Origin of the sequence: Massilia timonae (genome assembly GCF_001866515.1) — a bacterium.
Classification (GTDB): domain Bacteria; phylum Pseudomonadota; class Gammaproteobacteria; order Burkholderiales; family Burkholderiaceae_D; genus Telluria; species Telluria timonae.
Genome location: NZ_JRYB01000001.1, coordinates 3,393,117 through 3,410,351 on the forward strand (window position 1 = coordinate 3,393,117; position 17,235 = coordinate 3,410,351).

Consider the following 17,235-nt stretch of genomic DNA (forward strand, 5'->3'; position numbering starts at 1 on the left):
GTCAGGTAACGATCAAATGGTTGAAATCGAATTAGACGGCAAGAAAGTCGAAGTCCCACCAGGTTCCATGGTGATGGACGCCGCAAACAAACTCGGCACCTACATTCCGCACTTCTGCTATCACAAGAAATTGTCGATCGCCGCGAACTGCCGCATGTGCCTGGTCGAAGTGGAAAAGGCGCCCAAGCCCTTGCCAGCTTGCGCCACCCCGGTCTCGCCGGGCATGGTCGTGCGCAGCCACAGCGACAAGGCCGTGCAGGCGCAGAAGTCCGTGATGGAATTCCTGCTCATTAACCACCCGCTGGATTGCCCGATCTGCGACCAGGGCGGCGAATGCCAGCTGCAGGATCTGGCCGTCGGCTACGGCAAGAGCGGCTCGCGCTACGAAGAAGAAAAGCGCGTGGTGGCCCCGAAAGAGGCCGGCCCGCTGATCTCGATGGAAGAGATGTCGCGCTGCATCCAGTGCACCCGTTGCGTGCGTTTCGGCCAGGAAGTGGCCGGCGTCATGGAATTCGGCATGCTGGGCAGGGGCGAGCACTCCGAGATCACTACTTTTGTGGGCAAGACCGTCGACTCGGAAGTGTCCGGTAACATGATCGACCTGTGCCCGGTCGGCGCGCTGACCAGCAAGCCGTTCCGCTACTCGGCACGTCCATGGGAACTGCAGCGCCGCAAGTCGGTGTCGCCGCACGATTCGCTGGGCGCCAACCTGATCGTCCAGGTCAAGGGCGGCAAGGTGATGCGCGTGCTGCCGCTCGAGAATGAAGCGGTCAACGAGTGCTGGCTGTCGGACAAGGAGCGTTTCTCGTACGAGGCGCTGGACAATGCCGATCGTCTCACCAAGCCGATGATCAAGCAGGACAACAAGTGGATCGAGACCGAATGGTCGACCGCCCTTGAATATGTCGCCCACGGCCTGCGCAACATCCGCCACGAGCACGGCGCCGACAGCCTCGCGGCCGTCGCCACCGCCCACTCGACGGTGGAAGAGCTGTACCTTTTAACTAAGGCCTTCCGTGGCTTCGGTTCGGAGAACGTCGACTTCCGCCTGCGCCAGAGCGATTTTGCACTGGACGGCCAGGTGACCCCATGGCTCGGCATGCCGATCGCGCAACTGTCGACGCTGAAGCGCGCGCTGGTCATCGGTTCCTTCCTGCGCAAGGATCACCCGCTGGTCACCACCCGCCTGCGCGCCGCCACCAAGGCCGGCCTGCGCCTGTCGGTGCTGGGTGGCAGCGATGAAGAACTGCTGATGAAGGTCGCTCACAAGCTGGTCGCGGCGCCAAGCGACTGGCTGGTCGCCCTGTCGGAAGTCGTGGTCGCCATCGCCGCCGACAAGAACATCGCCGTCCCGGCCGGCTTCGAGAACATCGAAGCGTCGGAGCAGGCGAAAGCCATCGCCGCCTCGCTGGTCGTCGTCGGTGACGTCGAGGTGCCGGGCGCGATCCTGCTGGGCAACGCCGCCGCGCAACACCCGCAAGCCTCGAAGATCCACGCTGCGGCGCAATGGATCGCCGAGCAGACCGGTTGCTCGTTCGGCTACCTGGTCGAAGCCGCCAACTCGGTCGGCGGCCACCTGGTGGGCGCCACCTCGGGCAAGAAGGAATCGCTTTTCGCGACGCCGAAGAAAGCCTATGTGCTGCTGAACGCGGAACCGGAACTGGATGCGGCCAACCCGCAGCAAGCCGTCGCCGCGCTGCAGCAAGCCGAAATGGTGGTCGCGATGTCGGCCTTCAAGCACGGCATGGACTACGCCGACGTGCTGCTGCCGATCGCGCCGTTCTCGGAAACCTCGGGCACTTTTGTCAACTGCGAAGGCCGTGCACAGAGCTTCAACGGCACCGTGCGTCCGCTGGGCGACGCGCGTCCGGCCTGGAAAGTGCTGCGCGTGCTGGGCAACCTGCTGGGCCTGACCGGCTTCGACTACGAGACCTCGGAATCGATCCGCGACGAAGCCTTCGGCAAGGGCAATACCGACCTGTCGGCCAAGCTGAACAACAAGGCGAGCCTGGCGCCAACCGCGGGCAGCTATGCCCCGGCCGGCCAGCTCGAGCGCCTGACCGACGTGCCGGTGTACTTCACCGATGCGCTGTCGCGCCGCTCCGAGCCGCTGCAGCGCACCGCCGACGCGAATGCGCCGCTGGTGACCCTGTCGAAAGCGGTCGCCGAATCGATCGGCGTGAATGCCGGCGACAAGGTCAAGGTCACGCAAGGCAACGGCTCGGCCGTCCTGGTCGCGAATATCGACAAGACGCTGCCGTCGAACGCGGTGCGTGTCGCCGCCGGCCATCCGGCTGTGAGCGGCCTGGGCGCCATGTTCGGTTCCATCCAAGTTGAAAAAGCAGGGGAGGGCAAGTAATGGCAACGCCCGGTTACATCGATTCATTCAACGCCGGCGGCGCCGACCTGCTCGGCCCGGTCTGGCCGCTGGTCTGGACCATCATCAAGATCGTCGCCGTCGTGGCGCCGCTGATGATCGCGATCGCCTACGCCACCCTGTGGGAACGTAAATTCATCGGCTGGATCCAGATCCGTATCGGCCCGAACCGCGTCGGCCCTGGCGGCCTGCTGCAGCCGATGGCCGACGGCCTGAAGCTGCTGATCAAGGAAATCGTGATCCCGGCCAAGGCGAACCGCAACCTGTTCGTCATCGGCCCGATCATGACCATCATGCCGGCGCTGGCCGCCTGGTCGGTGGTGCCGTTCGGCCCGCAGTTCGCGCTGGCCGACGTCAACGCCGGCGTGCTGCTGCTGCTGGCGATCACCTCGGTCGAAGTCTACGGCATCATCATCGCCGGCTGGGCCTCGAACTCGAAGTACTCGTTCATGGGCGCGATGCGCGCCTCGGCCCAGATGATCTCGTACGAAATCCCGATGGGCTTCGTGCTGGTGGTCGTGCTGATGGTGTCGGGCACCCTGAACCTGTCGGGCATCGTCGCCGGCCAGCAAGTGGGCATGTTCGCCGACATGGGCATCAACTTCCTGTCGTGGAACTGGCTGCCGCTGTTCCCGCTGTTCATCATCTACCTCGTGTCGGGCCTGGCCGAGTGCGGTCGTCACCCGTTCGACGTGATCGAAGGCGAATCGGAAATCGTGGCCGGCCACATGGTCGAGTACTCGGGCATGTCGTACGCGATGTTCATGCTGGCCGAATACGGCAACATGATCCTGATCGGTACCCTGGCTTCGCTGTTCTTCATGGGCGGCTGGTCGGCGCCGTTCGCCTTCCTCGAAGTGGGCGGCACCATCGGCGGCTTCATCGGCTTCTTCTGGCTGTTCCTGAAGGCCTTCCTGTTCGTGACCTTCTTCATCTGGGTGCGCGGTACCTTCCCACGCTACCGCTATGACCAGATCATGCGCCTGGGCTGGAAAGTGTTCATCCCGCTGACCCTGATCTGGCTGGTCGTCGTCGCCGTCTGGATGCAGACGCCGTGGAATATTTGGAAGTAAGGAACACACAATGTCCAGAATGAAAGAAATCCTCGGTAGCCTGATGCTGACCGAGTTGATCAAGGGCCTTGCCCTGACCGGGAAATATGCGCTGTCGCGCAAGATCACGGTCCAGTACCCGGAAGAAAAGACCCCCATGTCGAACCGCTTCCGCGGCCTGCATGCGCTGCGTCGCTACCCCAACGGGGAAGAGCGCTGCATCGCCTGCAAGCTGTGCGAAGCGGTGTGCCCGGCCATGGCGATCACGATCGAGTCGGCGCAGCGCGATGACGGCACCCGCCGCACCACGCGCTACGACATCGACCTGACCAAGTGCATCTTCTGCGGCTTCTGCGAAGAATCGTGCCCGGTCGACTCGATCGTGGAAACCCACGTGCTGGAATACCACGGCGAGAAACGCGGCGATCTCTACTACACCAAAGAGATGCTGCTCGCCGTCGGCGACCGCTACGAAGCCGACATCGCCGCCGCCCGCGAGGCGGACGCGAAGTACCGCTAAAACATAAGGGTCCTGGGTAAGTCATGACATTTACAACTGTTCTGTTCTACGTGTTTGCGGCCATCATGGTGCTGGCCGCACTGCGCGTCATCACCGCCAAGAATCCGGTCCACGCCGCGCTGTTCCTGGTGCTGGCCTTCTTCAACGCGGCCGGCATCTGGCTGCTGCTGAAGGCCGAATTCCTCGCCATCGTGCTGGTGCTGGTCTATGTGGGCGCCGTCATGGTGCTGTTCCTCTTCGTCGTCATGATGCTCGACATTAATATCGACCGCATGCGCGAAGGCTTCTGGGGCTACCTGCCCCTGGCGTCCGGCATCGGCGCCCTGATCGTGCTGGAGATGGCCGCCGTGCTGTGGCGCGGTTTCGTCGACTTCGAGCAGACGCCGGAAGCGGCCGCCCTGAACATCGGCGGCACCAAGGAGCTGGGCCTGCAGATCTATACCAAGTACATCTACGGCTTCGAGATCGCCGCCGTGGTGCTGCTGGTGGCGATCATCGCCGCCGTCGCCCTGACTTTGCGCCGCCGCAAGGACACCAAAGCCATCGACCCGGGCCAAGCGGTTCGCGTCAAGCGTAACGACCGCCTGAAGATCGTCAAGGTCGACACGGTCAACCAGCGCGCCATCGACGCAGCGAACGTCGAGAAGGCCGCCGCAGCCGCTGCCGCTGCAGCAGCCGCCGCCGAACCGAAGGAGCCAAAATGACCTTGTCGCTCGCACACTACCTGATCCTGGGCGCGATCCTGTTCGCGATCTCGGTGGTCGGCATCTTCCTGAACCGGAAGAACATCATCATCCTGCTGATGGCCATCGAATTGATGCTGCTGGCGGTGAACCTGAACTTCATCGCGTTTTCCCATTACCTGGGCGACGCGGCGGGGCAGATTTTCGTGTTCTTCATCCTGACCGTCGCTGCCGCCGAATCCGCAATCGGCCTGGCAATCCTGGTGGTCCTGTTCCGTAACCTGGACACGATCAACGTGGAAGACCTCGACAGCCTCAAAGGCTGATGAGCTCGTCTCGATAACACATAACGAATAAGGTTCAACATGGCGGGGCAAATTTCAACCTCACTCTTACTGGCGGTGCCTCTGGCGCCGCTGGCAGGCTCGGCGATCGCCGGCCTGCTCGGTACCAAGTTCCTGGGCAATGTAGTCGGTCGCAAGGTGTCGCATACGGCGACCATCCTGGGCGTGCTGATCGCGCTGATCATCTCGGTGCAGACCCTGATGGCCACGCTCGACGGCTTCAAGCTGAATGAAGACATCTACACCTGGATGACGGTCGGCACGCTGAAGCTCGCCGTCGGCTTCCAGATCGACACCCTGACCGCGATGATGATGTGCGTCGTGACCTCGGTGTCGCTGATGGTCCACATCTACACGATCGGCTATATGGCGGAAGACGACGGCTACAACCGCTTCTTCTCGTACATCTCGCTGTTCACGTTCGCGATGCTGATGCTGGTCATGTCCAACAACTTCCTGCAGCTGTTCTTCGGCTGGGAGGCAGTTGGTCTGGTCTCGTACCTCCTGATCGGTTTCTGGTACACCCGTCCGACCGCGATCTTCGCCAACATGAAGGCCTTCCTGGTCAACCGTGTCGGCGACTTCGGCTTCATCCTCGGCATCGGCCTGCTGCTGGCCGCGTCGGGTTCGATGAACTACACCGAAGTGTTCGCGCAAGCCGACCAGCTGGCCACCATGACCGTGCCGGGCACCGACTGGCCGCTGCTGACCGCCGCCTGCATCTGCCTGTTTATCGGCGCGATGGGCAAGTCGGCGCAGTTCCCGCTGCACGTGTGGCTGCCTGACTCGATGGAAGGCCCGACCCCGATCTCGGCACTGATCCACGCCGCGACCATGGTTACCGCCGGCATCTTCATGGTGTCGCGCATGTCGCCGCTGTTCGAGCTGTCGGATGGCGCACTCTCCTTCATCATCGTCATCGGTTCGATCACCGCGCTGTTCATGGGCTTCCTGGGCATCATCCAGAACGACATCAAGCGCGTGGTCGCATACTCGACCTTGTCGCAGCTGGGTTACATGACCGTGGCGCTGGGCGTGTCGGCCTATTCGGTCGCCGCCTTCCACCTGATGACCCACGCCTTCTTCAAGGCGCTGCTGTTCCTTGGCGCCGGCTCGGTCATCATCGGCATGCACCACGACCAGGACATGCGCAACATGGGCGGCCTGCGCAAGTACATGCCGATCACCTGGATCACTTCGCTGATCGGTTCGCTGGCCCTGATCGGTACCCCATTGTTCTCGGGCTTCTACTCGAAGGATTCGATCATCGAGGCAGTGCACGCAAGTAACCTGCCGGGTTCGGGCTTCGCCAACTTCGCGGTGCTGGCCGGCGTGTTCGTCACGGCGTTCTACTCGTTCCGTATGTATTTCCTGGTGTTCCATGGCGAAGAGCGTTTTGGCAAGGCACATGCACACGATCATCATGACGATCACGCGCATGCCAAAGCTGGCGCGCACGACCACGCCGATCCGCACGCACTGCACGATTCGGGCGCGCACCATGAAGAAGACGCGCACGACGACCACCATCACCATGGCCTGGCCCCGGGCCAGAAGCCGCACGAGTCGCCTTGGGTCGTGACCCTGCCGCTGATCCTGCTGGCGATCCCGTCGGTCATCGTCGGCTACCTGGCGATCGGTCCTATGTTGCACGGTAACTTCTTCGATGGCGTGATCACCGTCAATCCTGCGCACCCTGCGATGGCCGAACTGGGCGAGATGTTCCATGGCGCCGGCGCGATGGCCCTGCACGGCCTGCAGACCGCACCGTTCTGGCTGGCACTGGCAGGCGTCGTTGCCGCCTACTACTGCTATATGGTCAATCCGCGCGTGCCGGCCTGGTTCTACGCCAAGCTCAAGCCACTGCACACCCTGCTGGACAACAAGTACTACATGGATGCGTTCAACCAGAAGGTCTTCGCTGGCGGCGCACTCGGCGTGGGCAAGGGCCTGTGGAATGTCGGCGACCGCAGCCTGATCGACGGCCTGGTCGTCAATGGCAGCGCCAAACTGGTGGGCTGGTTCTCGACCGTCACCAAGCGCGCGCAGACCGGTTACATCTATCACTATGCGTTCGTGATGATCGTCGGCGTACTGGCAGCGATGCTGTACTTCTTCCCGTTCTGGCGCGGTTAATCACAGGCAGAGATAAAGAAAAATGATGCAGTCAACAATTTCTACGTTTCCACCGTACCTGAGCCTGGCGATCTGGCTCCCGATCCTGTTCGGCGTGCTGGTCCTGGCCATCGGCCGCGACAAGAACGCCGGGATGGTGCGCATGATGTCGCTGGTCGGCTCGGTCGTCAGCCTGCTGCCGACGATCCCGCTGATCGCCAATTTCGACAACGCCGCCCACGGCATGCAGTTCTATGAACAGGCGGCCTGGATCGAGCGCTTCAACATCTTCTACCGCCTCGGTGTGGACGGCCTGTCGCTCTGGTTCGTGCCGCTGACCGCCTTCATCACCATCATCGTGGTGCTGGCGGCGTGGGAGGTGATCGAAGAGCGCGTGGCCCAGTACATGGGTTCGTTCCTGATCCTGTCGGGCCTGATGATCGGCGTGTTCTGCGCGCTGGACGGCCTGCTGTTCTACTTCTTCTTCGAAGCCACGCTGATCCCGATGTTCATCATCATCGGCGTGTTCGGCGGCCCGAACCGCGTGTACGCAGCATTCAAGTTCTTCCTGTACACCTTCTTCGGCTCGCTGCTGACCCTGGTCGCGATCGTCTACCTGTACAACCAGTCGGGCACCTTCGACATCCTGGCCTGGCACGACCTGCCGCTGGCGATGAACGTGCAGATCCTGATCTTCATCGCCTTCTTCATGGCTTTCGCCGTGAAAGTGCCGATGTGGCCGGTGCACACCTGGCTGCCGGACGCCCACGTCGAGGCGCCGACCGGCGGTTCGGTCGTGCTGGCCGCGATCATGCTGAAGCTGGGCGCCTACGGTTTCCTGCGCTTCTCGCTGCCGATCACCCCGGACGCATCGCAATACCTGGCGCCGGTCGTCATCGGCCTGTCGCTGGTAGCCGTGATCTACATCGGCCTGGTGGCCCTGGTGCAGAAAGACATGAAGAAACTGGTCGCCTACTCGTCGATCGCGCACATGGGCTTCGTGACCCTGGGCTTCTTCATGTTCAACGACCTGGGCGTGCAGGGCGGCCTGATGCAGGCGATTTCGCACGGCTTCGTGTCGGGCGCGATGTTCCTGTGCATCGGCGTGCTGTACGACCGCGTGCATTCGCGTGAAATCGCCGACTACGGCGGCGTGGTCAACACCATGCCGAAGTTCGCCGCCTTCGCCGTGCTGTTCTCGATGGCCAATGCCGGCCTGCCGGCGACCTCGGGCTTCATCGGCGAGTTCATGGTCATCCTGGGCGCGGTCGAGTTCAACTTCTGGACCGGCGTCGCATCGGGCACCGCCCTGATCCTGGGCGCGGCTTACTCGCTGTGGATGGTCAAGCGCGTCGTGTTCGGCCCTGTCGCCAACAAGAAAGTCGCCGAGCTGACCGACCTGAACGGTCGCGAGTTCGCCATCCTGTCGGTGCTGGCAATCGCCACCCTGGCGATGGGCCTGTATCCGGCGCCGATCGCCGAGACCCTGCAAGTGTCGGTCACCGACCTGCTTCAGCACGTCGCAGTCAGCAAAGTGCCTCAATAAAACGCCATGAATGAAATGAACTCGACCCTGTTATCGGCTGCCGACACCAATCTGGCGCCGGTCTATGCCGAAATCTTCCTGCTGATCGCGACCTCCGCGATCCTGCTGATCGACCTGTTCCTGAAGGAAGGCAAGCGCAACCTGACCTACGGCCTGTCGCTGCTGGCGATCGGCGGCTGCGCGATCTTTTCCTTTATCGACTTCAACGGCGGCGCGACTGTCTATACGTTCAGTCATATGTACGTGTCGGATCCGATGTCGAACCTGCTCAAGCTGTTCACCTACCTGGCCACGGCCATGACCATCGTGTACTCGCGCCAGTACGCCGGCGACCGCGGCATGATGTCGGGCAACCTGGGCGGCGAGTTCTATTCGCTCGCGCTGTTCTCGATGCTGGGCCAGATGATCATGATCTCGGGTAACAGCATGCTGTCGATCTACCTGGGCCTGGAACTGATGTCGCTGTCGCTGTACGCGCTGGTTGCGCTGCGCCGCGACCACGCGGTCTCGACCGAAGCCGCGATGAAGTACTTCATTCTGGGCGCCCTGGCGTCGGGCTTCCTGCTGTACGGCATCTCGATGATCTACGGCGCCACCGGTTCGCTCGACATCAACGCGATCGCCCAGATCACCGCAGCCGAAGGCGCGAATCGCACCATCCTGGTGTTCGGCCTGGTGTTCGTGGTGGCCGGCCTGGCCTTCAAGCTGGGCGTGGTGCCGTTCCACATGTGGGTGCCGGACGTCGTGCAGGGTTCGCCGACCGCCGTGACCCTGCTGCTGGGCGGCGCGCCGAAGATCGCCACCTTCGCCATCGTGATCCGCCTGCTGGCCGAGGCGCTGCCGTCGATGGCCTTCGACTGGCAGCAGATGCTGCTGGTGGTGGCCGTGCTGTCGCTGGCCTTCGGTAACGTCACCGCGATCGCCCAGACCAATATCAAGCGCATGCTGGCGTATTCGACCATCGCCCAGATGGGCTTCGTGGTGCTGGCCCTGGTGGTCGGCAACGTCGATGGCGACACCACCAATGCCGCCGCCGCCTACAGCGCCGCGATGTACTACACCATCATCTACGTGCTGACCACGGTGGGCACCTTCGGCCTGATCATGATGCTGGCGCGCGCCGGCCATGAGGCGGAGCTGATCAGCGACTTCAAGGGTCTCGGCAAGCGCAGCCCATGGTTCGCGATCGTCGCCACGGTCCTGATGTTCTCGCTGGCCGGCGTGCCGCCGATGGTGGGCTTCATCGCCAAGTACGCCGTAATCCAGGCCGTCGCCAACGCCGGCATGGTGTGGCTGGCCGTCGTGGCTGTGATGTTCTCGCTGATCGGCGCGTTCTACTACCTGCGCATCGTCAAGACGATCTGGTTCGACGAAGCGGTGGACACCGCCGCCATCTCAACGCCGACGGACATGCGCGTCATCATGTCGCTCAACGGCGTCGCCATCGTGGTGCTGGGCATCGTCCCGGGCGGCCTGCTGGCGATCTGCTACAGCGCCATGCAGGCGACCCTGGCGAACTGAGACTGGCCATATGGATAGCTCGCTGGCCGCATTGCTGGTGATTGCCCTCGCGCTGGCGGGGGCCAATCTGCCGTTCGTGAACGAGCGCCTGTTCGGGTTCGTGCCGGTCCCGGCCGGCAAGGCGGCGGCGGGGGAGCCGCGCAACAAGGCCTTCGCGCTGCGCCTGCTCGAGCTGGTGGTGCTGTACTTCGTGGTCGGCCTGGTCGCCAAACTGCTGGAGTCGCGTATTGGTTCGGTGTTCGTGCAGACCTGGGAGTTTTATGCGGTCACCGGCTGCATGTTCCTGGTGCTGGCGTTTCCGGGCTTCGTGCTGCGGTATATGCGCAAGCGGCGCGGCTGAATTCCCGTTCCTTGAACGCGTCGGCGGCGGAGCCGCCAACCCTACGGTAAGCAGGGTTGGCGCTCCGCCGCCGACGCGTTTGGCTTATGATATTTCCCATCTGCGTAACATTGGAGCCCATAGTGTCGGATCTGAAAGAAACCCGCATCGACGGCGGCGTCGTCTACGACGGCCATTTCCTGAAAGTCGAGAAAGACCGCATCCGCCTGCCGGACGGCTCGGAAAGCCAGCGCGAGTTCTTCCGCCATCCCGGCGCGGTCGTGATCCTGCCGCTGCTGCCCGACGGCCGCGTGCTGCTCGAGCGCCAGTTCCGCTATCCGAACTCGCAGGTCTTCATCGAATTCCCGGCCGGGAAGATCGACCCGGGTGAAGACCACCTCGAATGCGCCAGGCGCGAGCTCAAGGAGGAAACCGGCTACACGGCGGGACGCTGGCGCTTCGTCTGCACGATCCACAACGCGATCGCCTATTCGGACGAGCACCTCGAGATCTTCCTGGCCGAAGACCTGAGCGCGGGCGAGCAGCAGCTCGACGCCGGCGAGTTCCTGGAGCTCTTCAGCGCCACCGTGCCCGAGCTCCTCGAGATGGTGCGCAAGGGCGAGATCACCGACGTGAAAACGATCATCGGCACCTTCTGGCTCGAGAAGATCCTGGCCGGCGACTGGACGCCTGCCTGAGCATCATGCGGCCGCGTCGGAGCCTGGTCGCGCTGTCGGCGGCGCTGTCGGTCGTCATGGCCGCCCCGGCCTCGGCCCAGGCCCGCACCCCGTTCCAGGCGCAGTGCGAGGACACCATCGGCGAGACGATCTCGGTGCTGTCCAGCCGCAGCGAAGGCTACCGCATCGACAACACGCGTTCCTACTTCGACCTGACGCGCCTGAAAGGCAGCGTGCGCCGTGGGTCCTGGGTGCTGGGCCTGACGCATACCGAGGCGCGGGTGAGCATCAAGGTCGGCGGGCGCATGTTGACGGACGGGACCAGCGGCTACGAATGCGTGGCGCCGCGCATTGACGTCAACCTGTATTACGCGCCGATCGTGATCTATGTCAGCCGCGAGTTCCCGCCGGGATCGTGTTCGTACCGGGAAGTGCTGGCCCACGAGATGCGCCACCTGCAGACCTACCAGGATTTCCTGCCGAAGGCCGAAGCCATCGTGCGCGCCCGCCTGGCGGCGCGCTTCGCCGGCAAACCGTTGTATGCGCCGATCGGCCAGGCACGATCTCTGCTCCAGCGCGAAGTCGACCGCAGCTGGATGCCTTACATTAAACGTGAGATGGAAAAAGTCGAAGTATTGCAGGCGGCCATTGATACGCCGCAGGAATACGCCCGCCTGGGCAAGGTTTGCGCAGGTGAGGTACAGTCTTTGCTTAGACAGGCATCACGAAGCAGTTCATGACCACCGAACAAGCAAACGAAACGAACACGGCAGTGCAGCAGCATGTCGCCCTCATTCCGGCGGCCGGCGTCGGCGCCCGCATGGCGGCCGGCAGTCCCAAGCAATACCTGGCCATCGGCGCCAAGCCCATGCTGCGTCACACGGTCGACGCCTTCCTTTCCAGCCCGCTCATCGCCCACACCTATGTGGTGGTGAGCGCGGACGACCCCTTCATCGACGGCGTGCTGCCCGACGCAAGGGAGCCGTGCAGCCGGGTCACCGTGCTGCGCTGCGGCGGCGCCACCCGCATGGAGTCGATCCGCAACGGCCTGCATGCGCTGGCCGGCGTGCTCGGCGCGCAAGACCGCGTGCTGGTCCACGACGCCGCCCGGCCGGGCCTGAACGCCGCGCTGATCGAACGCCTGATCGTCGAGACCGGCGACCACGCGGCCGGCGGCCTGCTGGCGCTGCCCGTGGTCGATACCGTCAAGCGCCGGGGCGACGACGGCGTCGCCACCGTCCCGCGCGACGGGCTGTGGCTGGCCCAGACCCCGCAAATGTTTTCCTACGCGCTGCTGTGCCGCGCGCTCGACGCGGCGCTCGACCCGGCCGCGATCACCGACGACGCCAGCGCCGTCGAGGCGCTGGGCCTGGCCCCGCGGCTGGTCGAAGGCCATCCGCGCAACCTGAAAGTCACGCTGCCATCCGACATCCGCATCGCCGAGATGTACCTGGCGCTCGATTCCACCATTTGACCGACACGAACCACACACCATGGCACTCGCATCCTACAACCCCCATCCTCCATTTCGCATCGGCACCGGCTACGACAACCACGCGCTGGTCGAAGGCCGCAAGCTGATCGTCGGCGGCGTCACCATCCCGCACCGCCTGGGCCTGCTGGGCCATTCCGACGCCGACGTGCTGCTGCATGCGATCATCGATTCGCTGCTGGGCGCGGCCGCGCTGGGCGACATCGGCAAGCACTTCCCGGACACCGACCCGATGTTCGCCGGCGCCGATTCGCGCACCCTGCTGCGCGAAGTCGCGCACCGCGTGCTGAACTCGGGCTACACCATCGGCAATATCGACGCCACCATCATCGCCCAGCAGCCGAAAATGGCGCCGCACATCCCGCTGATGGTCTCGCGCATCGCCGAAGACCTGGGCGTGTCGCCGCAGCAGGTGAACATCAAGGCCAAGACCAACGAAAAGCTGGGTTACCTGGGCCGCGAAGAGGGCATGGCGGCGCACTCGACCGCGCTGCTGATCCGGGCCGCCAACGAGGCGTCCTGAAGCGGTATTGACGGGCTTCGGCAAAGGTCGAAAAGGCAATCTATAATTGCCTGATGACCAACGCCAACCCGACACCGCCGTTCGATCCATCTCCGCGCGCGGCCTGGACCCTGATCCTGGTCGCCAGCGCCATCATGATGATCACGATGGGCGCGCGGCTGACCAGCGGCCTGTTCCTGTCGCCGCTGAACACCGCGACCGGGCTCGGCGTGGCCAGCATCAGTTTCGTGATGGCGGTGGCCCAGCTGATGTGGGGCGCGGCCCAGCCGGTCTTCGGCGCCGTCGCCGACAAGTACGGGCCGGGCAGGGTGATCGCCCTCGGCGGCCTGATGCTGGCGGCGGGCACCGCCGCCACGCCCTTCGTCGATTCGCAGTGGGCGCTGCTGCTGACCATGGGTTTTCTCTCGGCGGCCGGGGCCGGCGCCGGCAGCTTCTCGATCCTGATCGGCGCCACCGCCCAGCGCCTGCCGGCCGAGCGGCGCGCCTTCGCCTCGGGTTTCATCAACGCCGGCGGCTCCTTCGGCCAGTTCGTGTTCGCGCCGCTGATGGGCGCCATCATCGCCGGCGCCGGCTGGATCTGGGCCATGCTCACCATGGCCGCCGCCACCTTGCTGACCATTCCGCTGGCCTGGCCGCTGCGCGGCAGGAAAGCCGCCGCCGCCTCTCCCGCTAGTGCTGCCGGCGCCGCGCCTGCCGCGTCCCAGCCGGCTCCGCCTTCGATCTCGCTCGGCCAGCAGCTGCGCCAGGCCATGCGCGACCGCAGCTATATCTGCCTGCACCTGGGCTTCTTCACCTGCGGCTTCCACATCGCCTTCCTGGTCACCCACCTGCCGGGCGAGGTCGCGCTGTGCGGCCTGCCGGCCAGCGTCTCGGCCACGGCCCTGGCGCTGATCGGCCTGTTCAACATCGCCGGCAGCCTGGGCGCGGGGATGCTGGCCTCGCGCTACCGCATGAAGTCGCTGCTGTTCTGGATCTATGCCAGCCGCGCCCTGCTGGTCGCCTTGTACCTGCTGGCGCCGAAGACCGCATGGACCTTCTACCTGTTCGCCGCCGCGCTCGGCGCTACCTGGCTGGCCACCGTGCCGCCGACGGCCGGCCTGGTCGGCAAGCTGTTCGGCGTGCGCTACCTGGCCACGCTGTTCGGCATGACCCTGCTGTCGCACCAGATCGGCGGCTTCTTCGGCGCCTGGCTGGGCGGCCTGGCCGTGGTGCACACGGGCGACTACAGCTGGATGTGGTATGCCGACATGGCGCTGGCGCTGGCCGCGGCCCTGGTGAACCTGCCGATCCGCGAAGCGGCGGTGGTGCGCCCGCCCAGGCTGGCGGGGGCCTAGGCGTGGCGCGCGACGCCTGGGCTTACCGCGAGGTGGCGGTCGAATCGGCATTGGACGCGCGCACCGGCAAGCCGCGCATCCGGCCGGTGTCGGGGCAGGCTTTCGCGACCGACATGCGGGTGCAGTGTTCGCGCAGCCTGCTCGATACGGCGCGCTATCCCCTGGGCACGCGCTTCCTGCTGTCGGTGCGCATCTCCGACCGCCAGGGCGGCGAGCCTTTCCTGTATGCCTGGCATGGCGACCCGGTGGTCGTCATGAGCAAGCCGCAGGTGAAGCGCTTCCTGGAGATGTACCGGCGCCTGCGGCTGTAGGCGAAAAAAAGGCCGCGGAGCGCGGCCGTCGCGGTCTAGTCGACGCTGGGAGGAGGGACGCCGGTCCCGGTGGCCAGCACGAACAGGCTCAGGGCGATGCCGGCGCCGGCGATGGTCGCCAGCAGCGCCGCCGTGCGCGGCCTGGCGTTCTTGTGCGAGCGCCAGGCGGCGTCGAGCAGGCCGATGCCGATCACCAGGTTCACGAACAGCATGGCGTCCATGACGGATCAGTCCCAGTCCAGCGCGCCCTTTTTCCACTCGTAGGCCAGGCCGATGGTCAACAGGCCCAGGAACACCATCATGGCCCAGAAGCCGGTCGAGCCGATATCGGTGACGACCACCGCCCACGGCACCAGGAAGGCCACTTCCAGGTCGAACAGGATGAACAGGATCGCGACCAGGTAGAAGCGCACGTCGAACTGCATGCGGGCGTCGCCGAAGGCCTCGAAGCCGCACTCGTAGGCGGACAGCTTCTGTTCGTCGGGGCGATGCGGCCCCAGCACGCGGCCCAAGACCTGGGGCGCGACACCGACCAGGATGCCGATGATGATGAACATGAGGACGGGGAAGTATTCTTCGAGGTTCATGGTTCTGCTGCGCGATCAGGCGCGTGGGTTGATAAAGTCGGTAGTGCGGTGGTCCTTCCTGGAACGCTGCGCCGCGTCGGTCCGGCATCGCATGCGGCCCCGACGGGCAAGGTCGGGCCCGATTCTAACTGGATATGATCCTGTTGCCAACCAGGCATTTGCGTGCAGTTACCATGCAGTTGCTGTGTTTACGAGGGTATTTACAGGTGTTTTCCGTATGCGACGCACCGCGCGAACGAAAGCCGCTATCATCAGAGGTTGGCAAAACGACCTCATCCAATAAAGGAATATCATGGCCTCGAAAAAAATCGCCGTCCTCGTCGGCAGCCTGCGCAAGGATTCGTACACCCGCCGCGTCGCCCACAGCCTGATCGCGCTGGCGCCGCAAGGACTCGAGCTCGCGATCGTCGAGCTGCGCGACCTGCCGCTGTATAACGAGGACGACGAGACCGATCCGCCCCCAGCCGCATTCGCGGCGTTTCGCGACGCCATCCGCCAGGCCGACGGCATCCTGTTCTGCACCCCGGAATACAACCGCTCGGTGCCGGGGGCGTTGAAGAACGCGATCGACGTCGGCTCGCGCCCCTACGGCAAGGCGGCCTTCGCCGACAAGCCCTGCGCCATCGTCAGCGTCTCGCCGGGCGCGCTGGGCGGCTTCGGCGCCAACCACCACCTGCGCCAGATGCTGCCGTTCCTGAACATGCCGACCATGCCGGCGCCGGAAGCCTATGTCGGCGGCGTCGCCGGCAAGTACGAGGGGGACGAGCTGGTCGACGAATCGTCGCGCGCCTTCTTCCAGAAATTCATGGCCGCCTTCGCCGCCTGGGTGGAGCAGCATGCCAAATAAGGGTTTGCCTTCGGCGGCGGGACCCGACCCCAGATGATCCGCGCGACCGACAGCAAGATCGACAGCAAGTTCGTGCCGACGCCGCCGCGCGACCTGCCCACGCTGCTGGGCCGGCCGCCGGACGGCTGGCGCGCGCGCATGTTCGACGTCATCTTCGGCACCGACACCCCGGCCGGGCGCCGTTTCGACATCGTGCTGGTGATCCTGATCCTGCTCAGCATCCTGGTCGTGATCCTCGACAGCGTGCCGGCCATCTACAGCCAGTATTCGGGCGTGACCTCGGTGCTCGAATGGGGCTTCACGCTGCTGTTTACGATCGAATACATCGCGCGCCTGGTGTGCGTGCAGCGCCCGCTGCGCTATGCGCGCAGCTTCTACGGGATCATCGACGTGGTGTCGGTGCTGCCGACCTACCTGTCGCTGCTGCTGCCCGGCAGCCAGGTGTTCCTGGACGTGCGCATCCTGCGCCTGCTGCGCGTATTCCGCATCTTCAAGCTGACCCTGTACATCGAGGAATACACGCGCCTGGGCGAGGCCCTGGTCGCCAGCCGGCGCAAGATCATGGTGTTCCTGTCGGTGGTGCTGATGCTGATCCTGATCCTCGGCACCGTGATGTACGTGGTCGAGGGGCCGGAGAACGGCTTCACCAGCATTCCGATGTCGATGTACTGGGCCACGGTGACCATCACCACGGTCGGCTACGGCGACATCGTGCCGCACACGCCGGTGGGCAAGGCGATCGCCTCGTTCATGGTGCTGCTGGGCTGGGGCATCCTGGCGGTGCCGACGGGGATCGTCTCGGCCGAGATGACGTCGCAGAAGATGTCGCGCCACGCCCCGCGCGGCACGCCGCGCCAGTGCGGCGCCTGCGGCAGCGGCGAGCATGACCCGCGCGCCCACTTCTGCAAGGATTGCGGCGCGCCGCTGGCGCCGGCGCAAGGGTAGCGCTACGCGCACCGCGCACCATGACGGCGTGCGGTGCACCGC

At 64.6% G+C, this 17,235-nt stretch carries 19 protein-coding genes; 17 read left to right on the plus strand and 2 right to left on the minus strand.

Going from position 1 to position 17,235, the window contains the following annotated elements; genetic code table 11:
- Positions 1-16: 16 nt before the first annotated feature.
- The 15 genes from nuoG to LO55_RS14755 all read left to right on the plus strand — a co-directional run bounded on the left by nuoG (position 17) and on the right by LO55_RS14755 (position 14,814).
- Positions 17-2,359 (plus strand): NADH-quinone oxidoreductase subunit NuoG, encoded by a 2,343-nt coding sequence (gene nuoG / locus LO55_RS14685; RefSeq protein WP_071362018.1) that lies wholly within the window; start codon positions 17-19, stop codon positions 2,357-2,359.
- Entirely contained in the window at positions 2,359-3,450 is a 1,092-nt protein-coding gene (nuoH, locus tag LO55_RS14690; protein ID WP_005666438.1) for an NADH-quinone oxidoreductase subunit NuoH, read from the plus strand. Before nuoG ends, nuoH begins: the two co-directional genes overlap by 1 nt.
- 10 nt (positions 3,451-3,460) lie before the next feature.
- Complete coding sequence (gene nuoI / locus LO55_RS14695; protein ID WP_005666441.1) at positions 3,461-3,949, plus strand: NADH-quinone oxidoreductase subunit NuoI; 489 nt, start codon at positions 3,461-3,463, stop codon at positions 3,947-3,949.
- Positions 3,950-3,972: 23 nt separating this feature from the next.
- Positions 3,973-4,653, plus strand: coding sequence for an NADH-quinone oxidoreductase subunit J (locus LO55_RS14700; protein ID WP_071362019.1), 681 nt, complete (start codon positions 3,973-3,975; stop codon positions 4,651-4,653).
- Positions 4,650-4,958, plus strand: a complete 309-nt coding sequence (gene nuoK, locus LO55_RS14705) for an NADH-quinone oxidoreductase subunit NuoK (protein WP_005666445.1) — start codon at positions 4,650-4,652, stop codon at positions 4,956-4,958. The genes LO55_RS14700 and nuoK overlap by 4 nt, the downstream gene beginning before the upstream one ends.
- Before the next feature lie 39 nt (positions 4,959-4,997).
- Positions 4,998-7,112 (plus strand): NADH-quinone oxidoreductase subunit L, encoded by a 2,115-nt coding sequence (gene nuoL, locus LO55_RS14710; RefSeq protein ID WP_071362020.1) that lies wholly within the window; start codon positions 4,998-5,000, stop codon positions 7,110-7,112.
- A gap of 22 nt (positions 7,113-7,134) precedes the next feature.
- The gene (locus LO55_RS14715) at positions 7,135-8,637 is read left to right on the plus strand and encodes an NADH-quinone oxidoreductase subunit M (RefSeq protein WP_071362021.1); all 1,503 of its coding nucleotides are present in this window, start codon (positions 7,135-7,137) and stop codon (positions 8,635-8,637) included.
- 6 nt (positions 8,638-8,643) lie between these two features.
- Positions 8,644-10,158 (plus strand): NADH-quinone oxidoreductase subunit NuoN, encoded by a 1,515-nt coding sequence (gene nuoN / locus LO55_RS14720; RefSeq protein ID WP_177185527.1) that lies wholly within the window; start codon positions 8,644-8,646, stop codon positions 10,156-10,158.
- A 10-nt stretch (positions 10,159-10,168) separates the two neighbouring features.
- Positions 10,169-10,498: a DUF2818 family protein gene (locus tag LO55_RS14725; protein ID WP_071362023.1), complete on the plus strand. Its 330-nt coding sequence runs from the start codon at positions 10,169-10,171 to the stop codon at positions 10,496-10,498.
- Between the two features lie 119 nt (positions 10,499-10,617).
- Positions 10,618-11,175 (plus strand): NUDIX domain-containing protein, encoded by a 558-nt coding sequence (locus tag LO55_RS14730; RefSeq protein WP_071363794.1) that lies wholly within the window; start codon positions 10,618-10,620, stop codon positions 11,173-11,175.
- A gap of 5 nt (positions 11,176-11,180) precedes the next feature.
- Positions 11,181-11,894: a hypothetical protein gene (locus LO55_RS14735; RefSeq protein ID WP_071362024.1), complete on the plus strand. Its 714-nt coding sequence runs from the start codon at positions 11,181-11,183 to the stop codon at positions 11,892-11,894.
- Entirely contained in the window at positions 11,891-12,628 is a 738-nt protein-coding gene (ispD, locus tag LO55_RS14740) for a 2-C-methyl-D-erythritol 4-phosphate cytidylyltransferase (protein ID WP_071362025.1), read from the plus strand. Before LO55_RS14735 ends, ispD begins: the two co-directional genes overlap by 4 nt.
- Positions 12,629-12,647: 19 nt before the next feature.
- Entirely contained in the window at positions 12,648-13,169 is a 522-nt protein-coding gene (gene ispF / locus LO55_RS14745) for a 2-C-methyl-D-erythritol 2,4-cyclodiphosphate synthase (RefSeq protein WP_005666461.1), read from the plus strand.
- 53 nt (positions 13,170-13,222) lie between these two features.
- Positions 13,223-14,503, plus strand: a complete 1,281-nt coding sequence (locus tag LO55_RS14750) for an MFS transporter (RefSeq protein ID WP_071362026.1) — start codon at positions 13,223-13,225, stop codon at positions 14,501-14,503.
- Positions 14,504-14,505: 2 nt separating this feature from the next.
- Positions 14,506-14,814 (plus strand): hypothetical protein, encoded by a 309-nt coding sequence (locus LO55_RS14755; RefSeq protein WP_071362027.1) that lies wholly within the window; start codon positions 14,506-14,508, stop codon positions 14,812-14,814.
- 35 nt (positions 14,815-14,849) lie between these two features.
- Here LO55_RS14755 and LO55_RS14760 read toward each other — a convergent pair whose 3' ends face one another.
- The gene (locus tag LO55_RS14760; protein ID WP_005666467.1) at positions 14,850-15,035 is read right to left on the minus strand and encodes a hypothetical protein; all 186 of its coding nucleotides are present in this window, start codon (positions 15,033-15,035) and stop codon (positions 14,850-14,852) included.
- A gap of 6 nt (positions 15,036-15,041) precedes the next feature.
- Positions 15,042-15,401, minus strand: a complete 360-nt coding sequence (locus tag LO55_RS14765) for an NADH-quinone oxidoreductase subunit A (RefSeq protein ID WP_005666469.1) — start codon at positions 15,399-15,401, stop codon at positions 15,042-15,044.
- Between the two features lie 292 nt (positions 15,402-15,693).
- On the opposite strand from LO55_RS14765, the gene LO55_RS14770 reads away from it, so the two are divergent.
- On the plus strand, positions 15,694-16,248 hold the full coding sequence (locus tag LO55_RS14770; RefSeq protein ID WP_071362028.1) for an NADPH-dependent FMN reductase: 555 nt from the start codon (positions 15,694-15,696) through the stop codon (positions 16,246-16,248).
- Positions 16,249-16,281: 33 nt separating this feature from the next.
- Positions 16,282-17,193: an ion transporter gene (locus tag LO55_RS14775; protein ID WP_071362029.1), complete on the plus strand. Its 912-nt coding sequence runs from the start codon at positions 16,282-16,284 to the stop codon at positions 17,191-17,193.
- Positions 17,194-17,235 lie beyond the last annotated feature (42 nt).

Coding starts and splice junctions, on each gene's coding strand:
- nuoG (WP_071362018.1), top strand. CDS start 17: ATGGTTGAAATCGAATTAGACGGCAAGAAAGTCGAAGTCCCACCAGGT.
- nuoH (WP_005666438.1), top strand. CDS start 2,359: ATGGCAACGCCCGGTTACATCGATTCATTCAACGCCGGCGGCGCCGAC.
- nuoI (WP_005666441.1), top strand. CDS start 3,461: ATGTCCAGAATGAAAGAAATCCTCGGTAGCCTGATGCTGACCGAGTTG.
- LO55_RS14700 (WP_071362019.1), top strand. CDS start 3,973: ATGACATTTACAACTGTTCTGTTCTACGTGTTTGCGGCCATCATGGTG.
- nuoK (WP_005666445.1), top strand. CDS start 4,650: ATGACCTTGTCGCTCGCACACTACCTGATCCTGGGCGCGATCCTGTTC.
- nuoL (WP_071362020.1), top strand. CDS start 4,998: ATGGCGGGGCAAATTTCAACCTCACTCTTACTGGCGGTGCCTCTGGCG.
- LO55_RS14715 (WP_071362021.1), top strand. CDS start 7,135: ATGATGCAGTCAACAATTTCTACGTTTCCACCGTACCTGAGCCTGGCG.
- nuoN (WP_177185527.1), top strand. CDS start 8,644: ATGAATGAAATGAACTCGACCCTGTTATCGGCTGCCGACACCAATCTG.
- LO55_RS14725 (WP_071362023.1), top strand. CDS start 10,169: ATGGATAGCTCGCTGGCCGCATTGCTGGTGATTGCCCTCGCGCTGGCG.
- LO55_RS14735 (WP_071362024.1), top strand. CDS start 11,181: ATGCGGCCGCGTCGGAGCCTGGTCGCGCTGTCGGCGGCGCTGTCGGTC.
- ispD (WP_071362025.1), top strand. CDS start 11,891: ATGACCACCGAACAAGCAAACGAAACGAACACGGCAGTGCAGCAGCAT.
- ispF (WP_005666461.1), top strand. CDS start 12,648: ATGGCACTCGCATCCTACAACCCCCATCCTCCATTTCGCATCGGCACC.
- LO55_RS14750 (WP_071362026.1), top strand. CDS start 13,223: ATGACCAACGCCAACCCGACACCGCCGTTCGATCCATCTCCGCGCGCG.
- LO55_RS14760 (WP_005666467.1), bottom strand. CDS start 15,035: ATGGACGCCATGCTGTTCGTGAACCTGGTGATCGGCATCGGCCTGCTC.
- LO55_RS14765 (WP_005666469.1), bottom strand. CDS start 15,401: ATGAACCTCGAAGAATACTTCCCCGTCCTCATGTTCATCATCATCGGC.
- LO55_RS14770 (WP_071362028.1), top strand. CDS start 15,694: ATGGCCTCGAAAAAAATCGCCGTCCTCGTCGGCAGCCTGCGCAAGGAT.
- LO55_RS14775 (WP_071362029.1), top strand. CDS start 16,282: ATGATCCGCGCGACCGACAGCAAGATCGACAGCAAGTTCGTGCCGACG.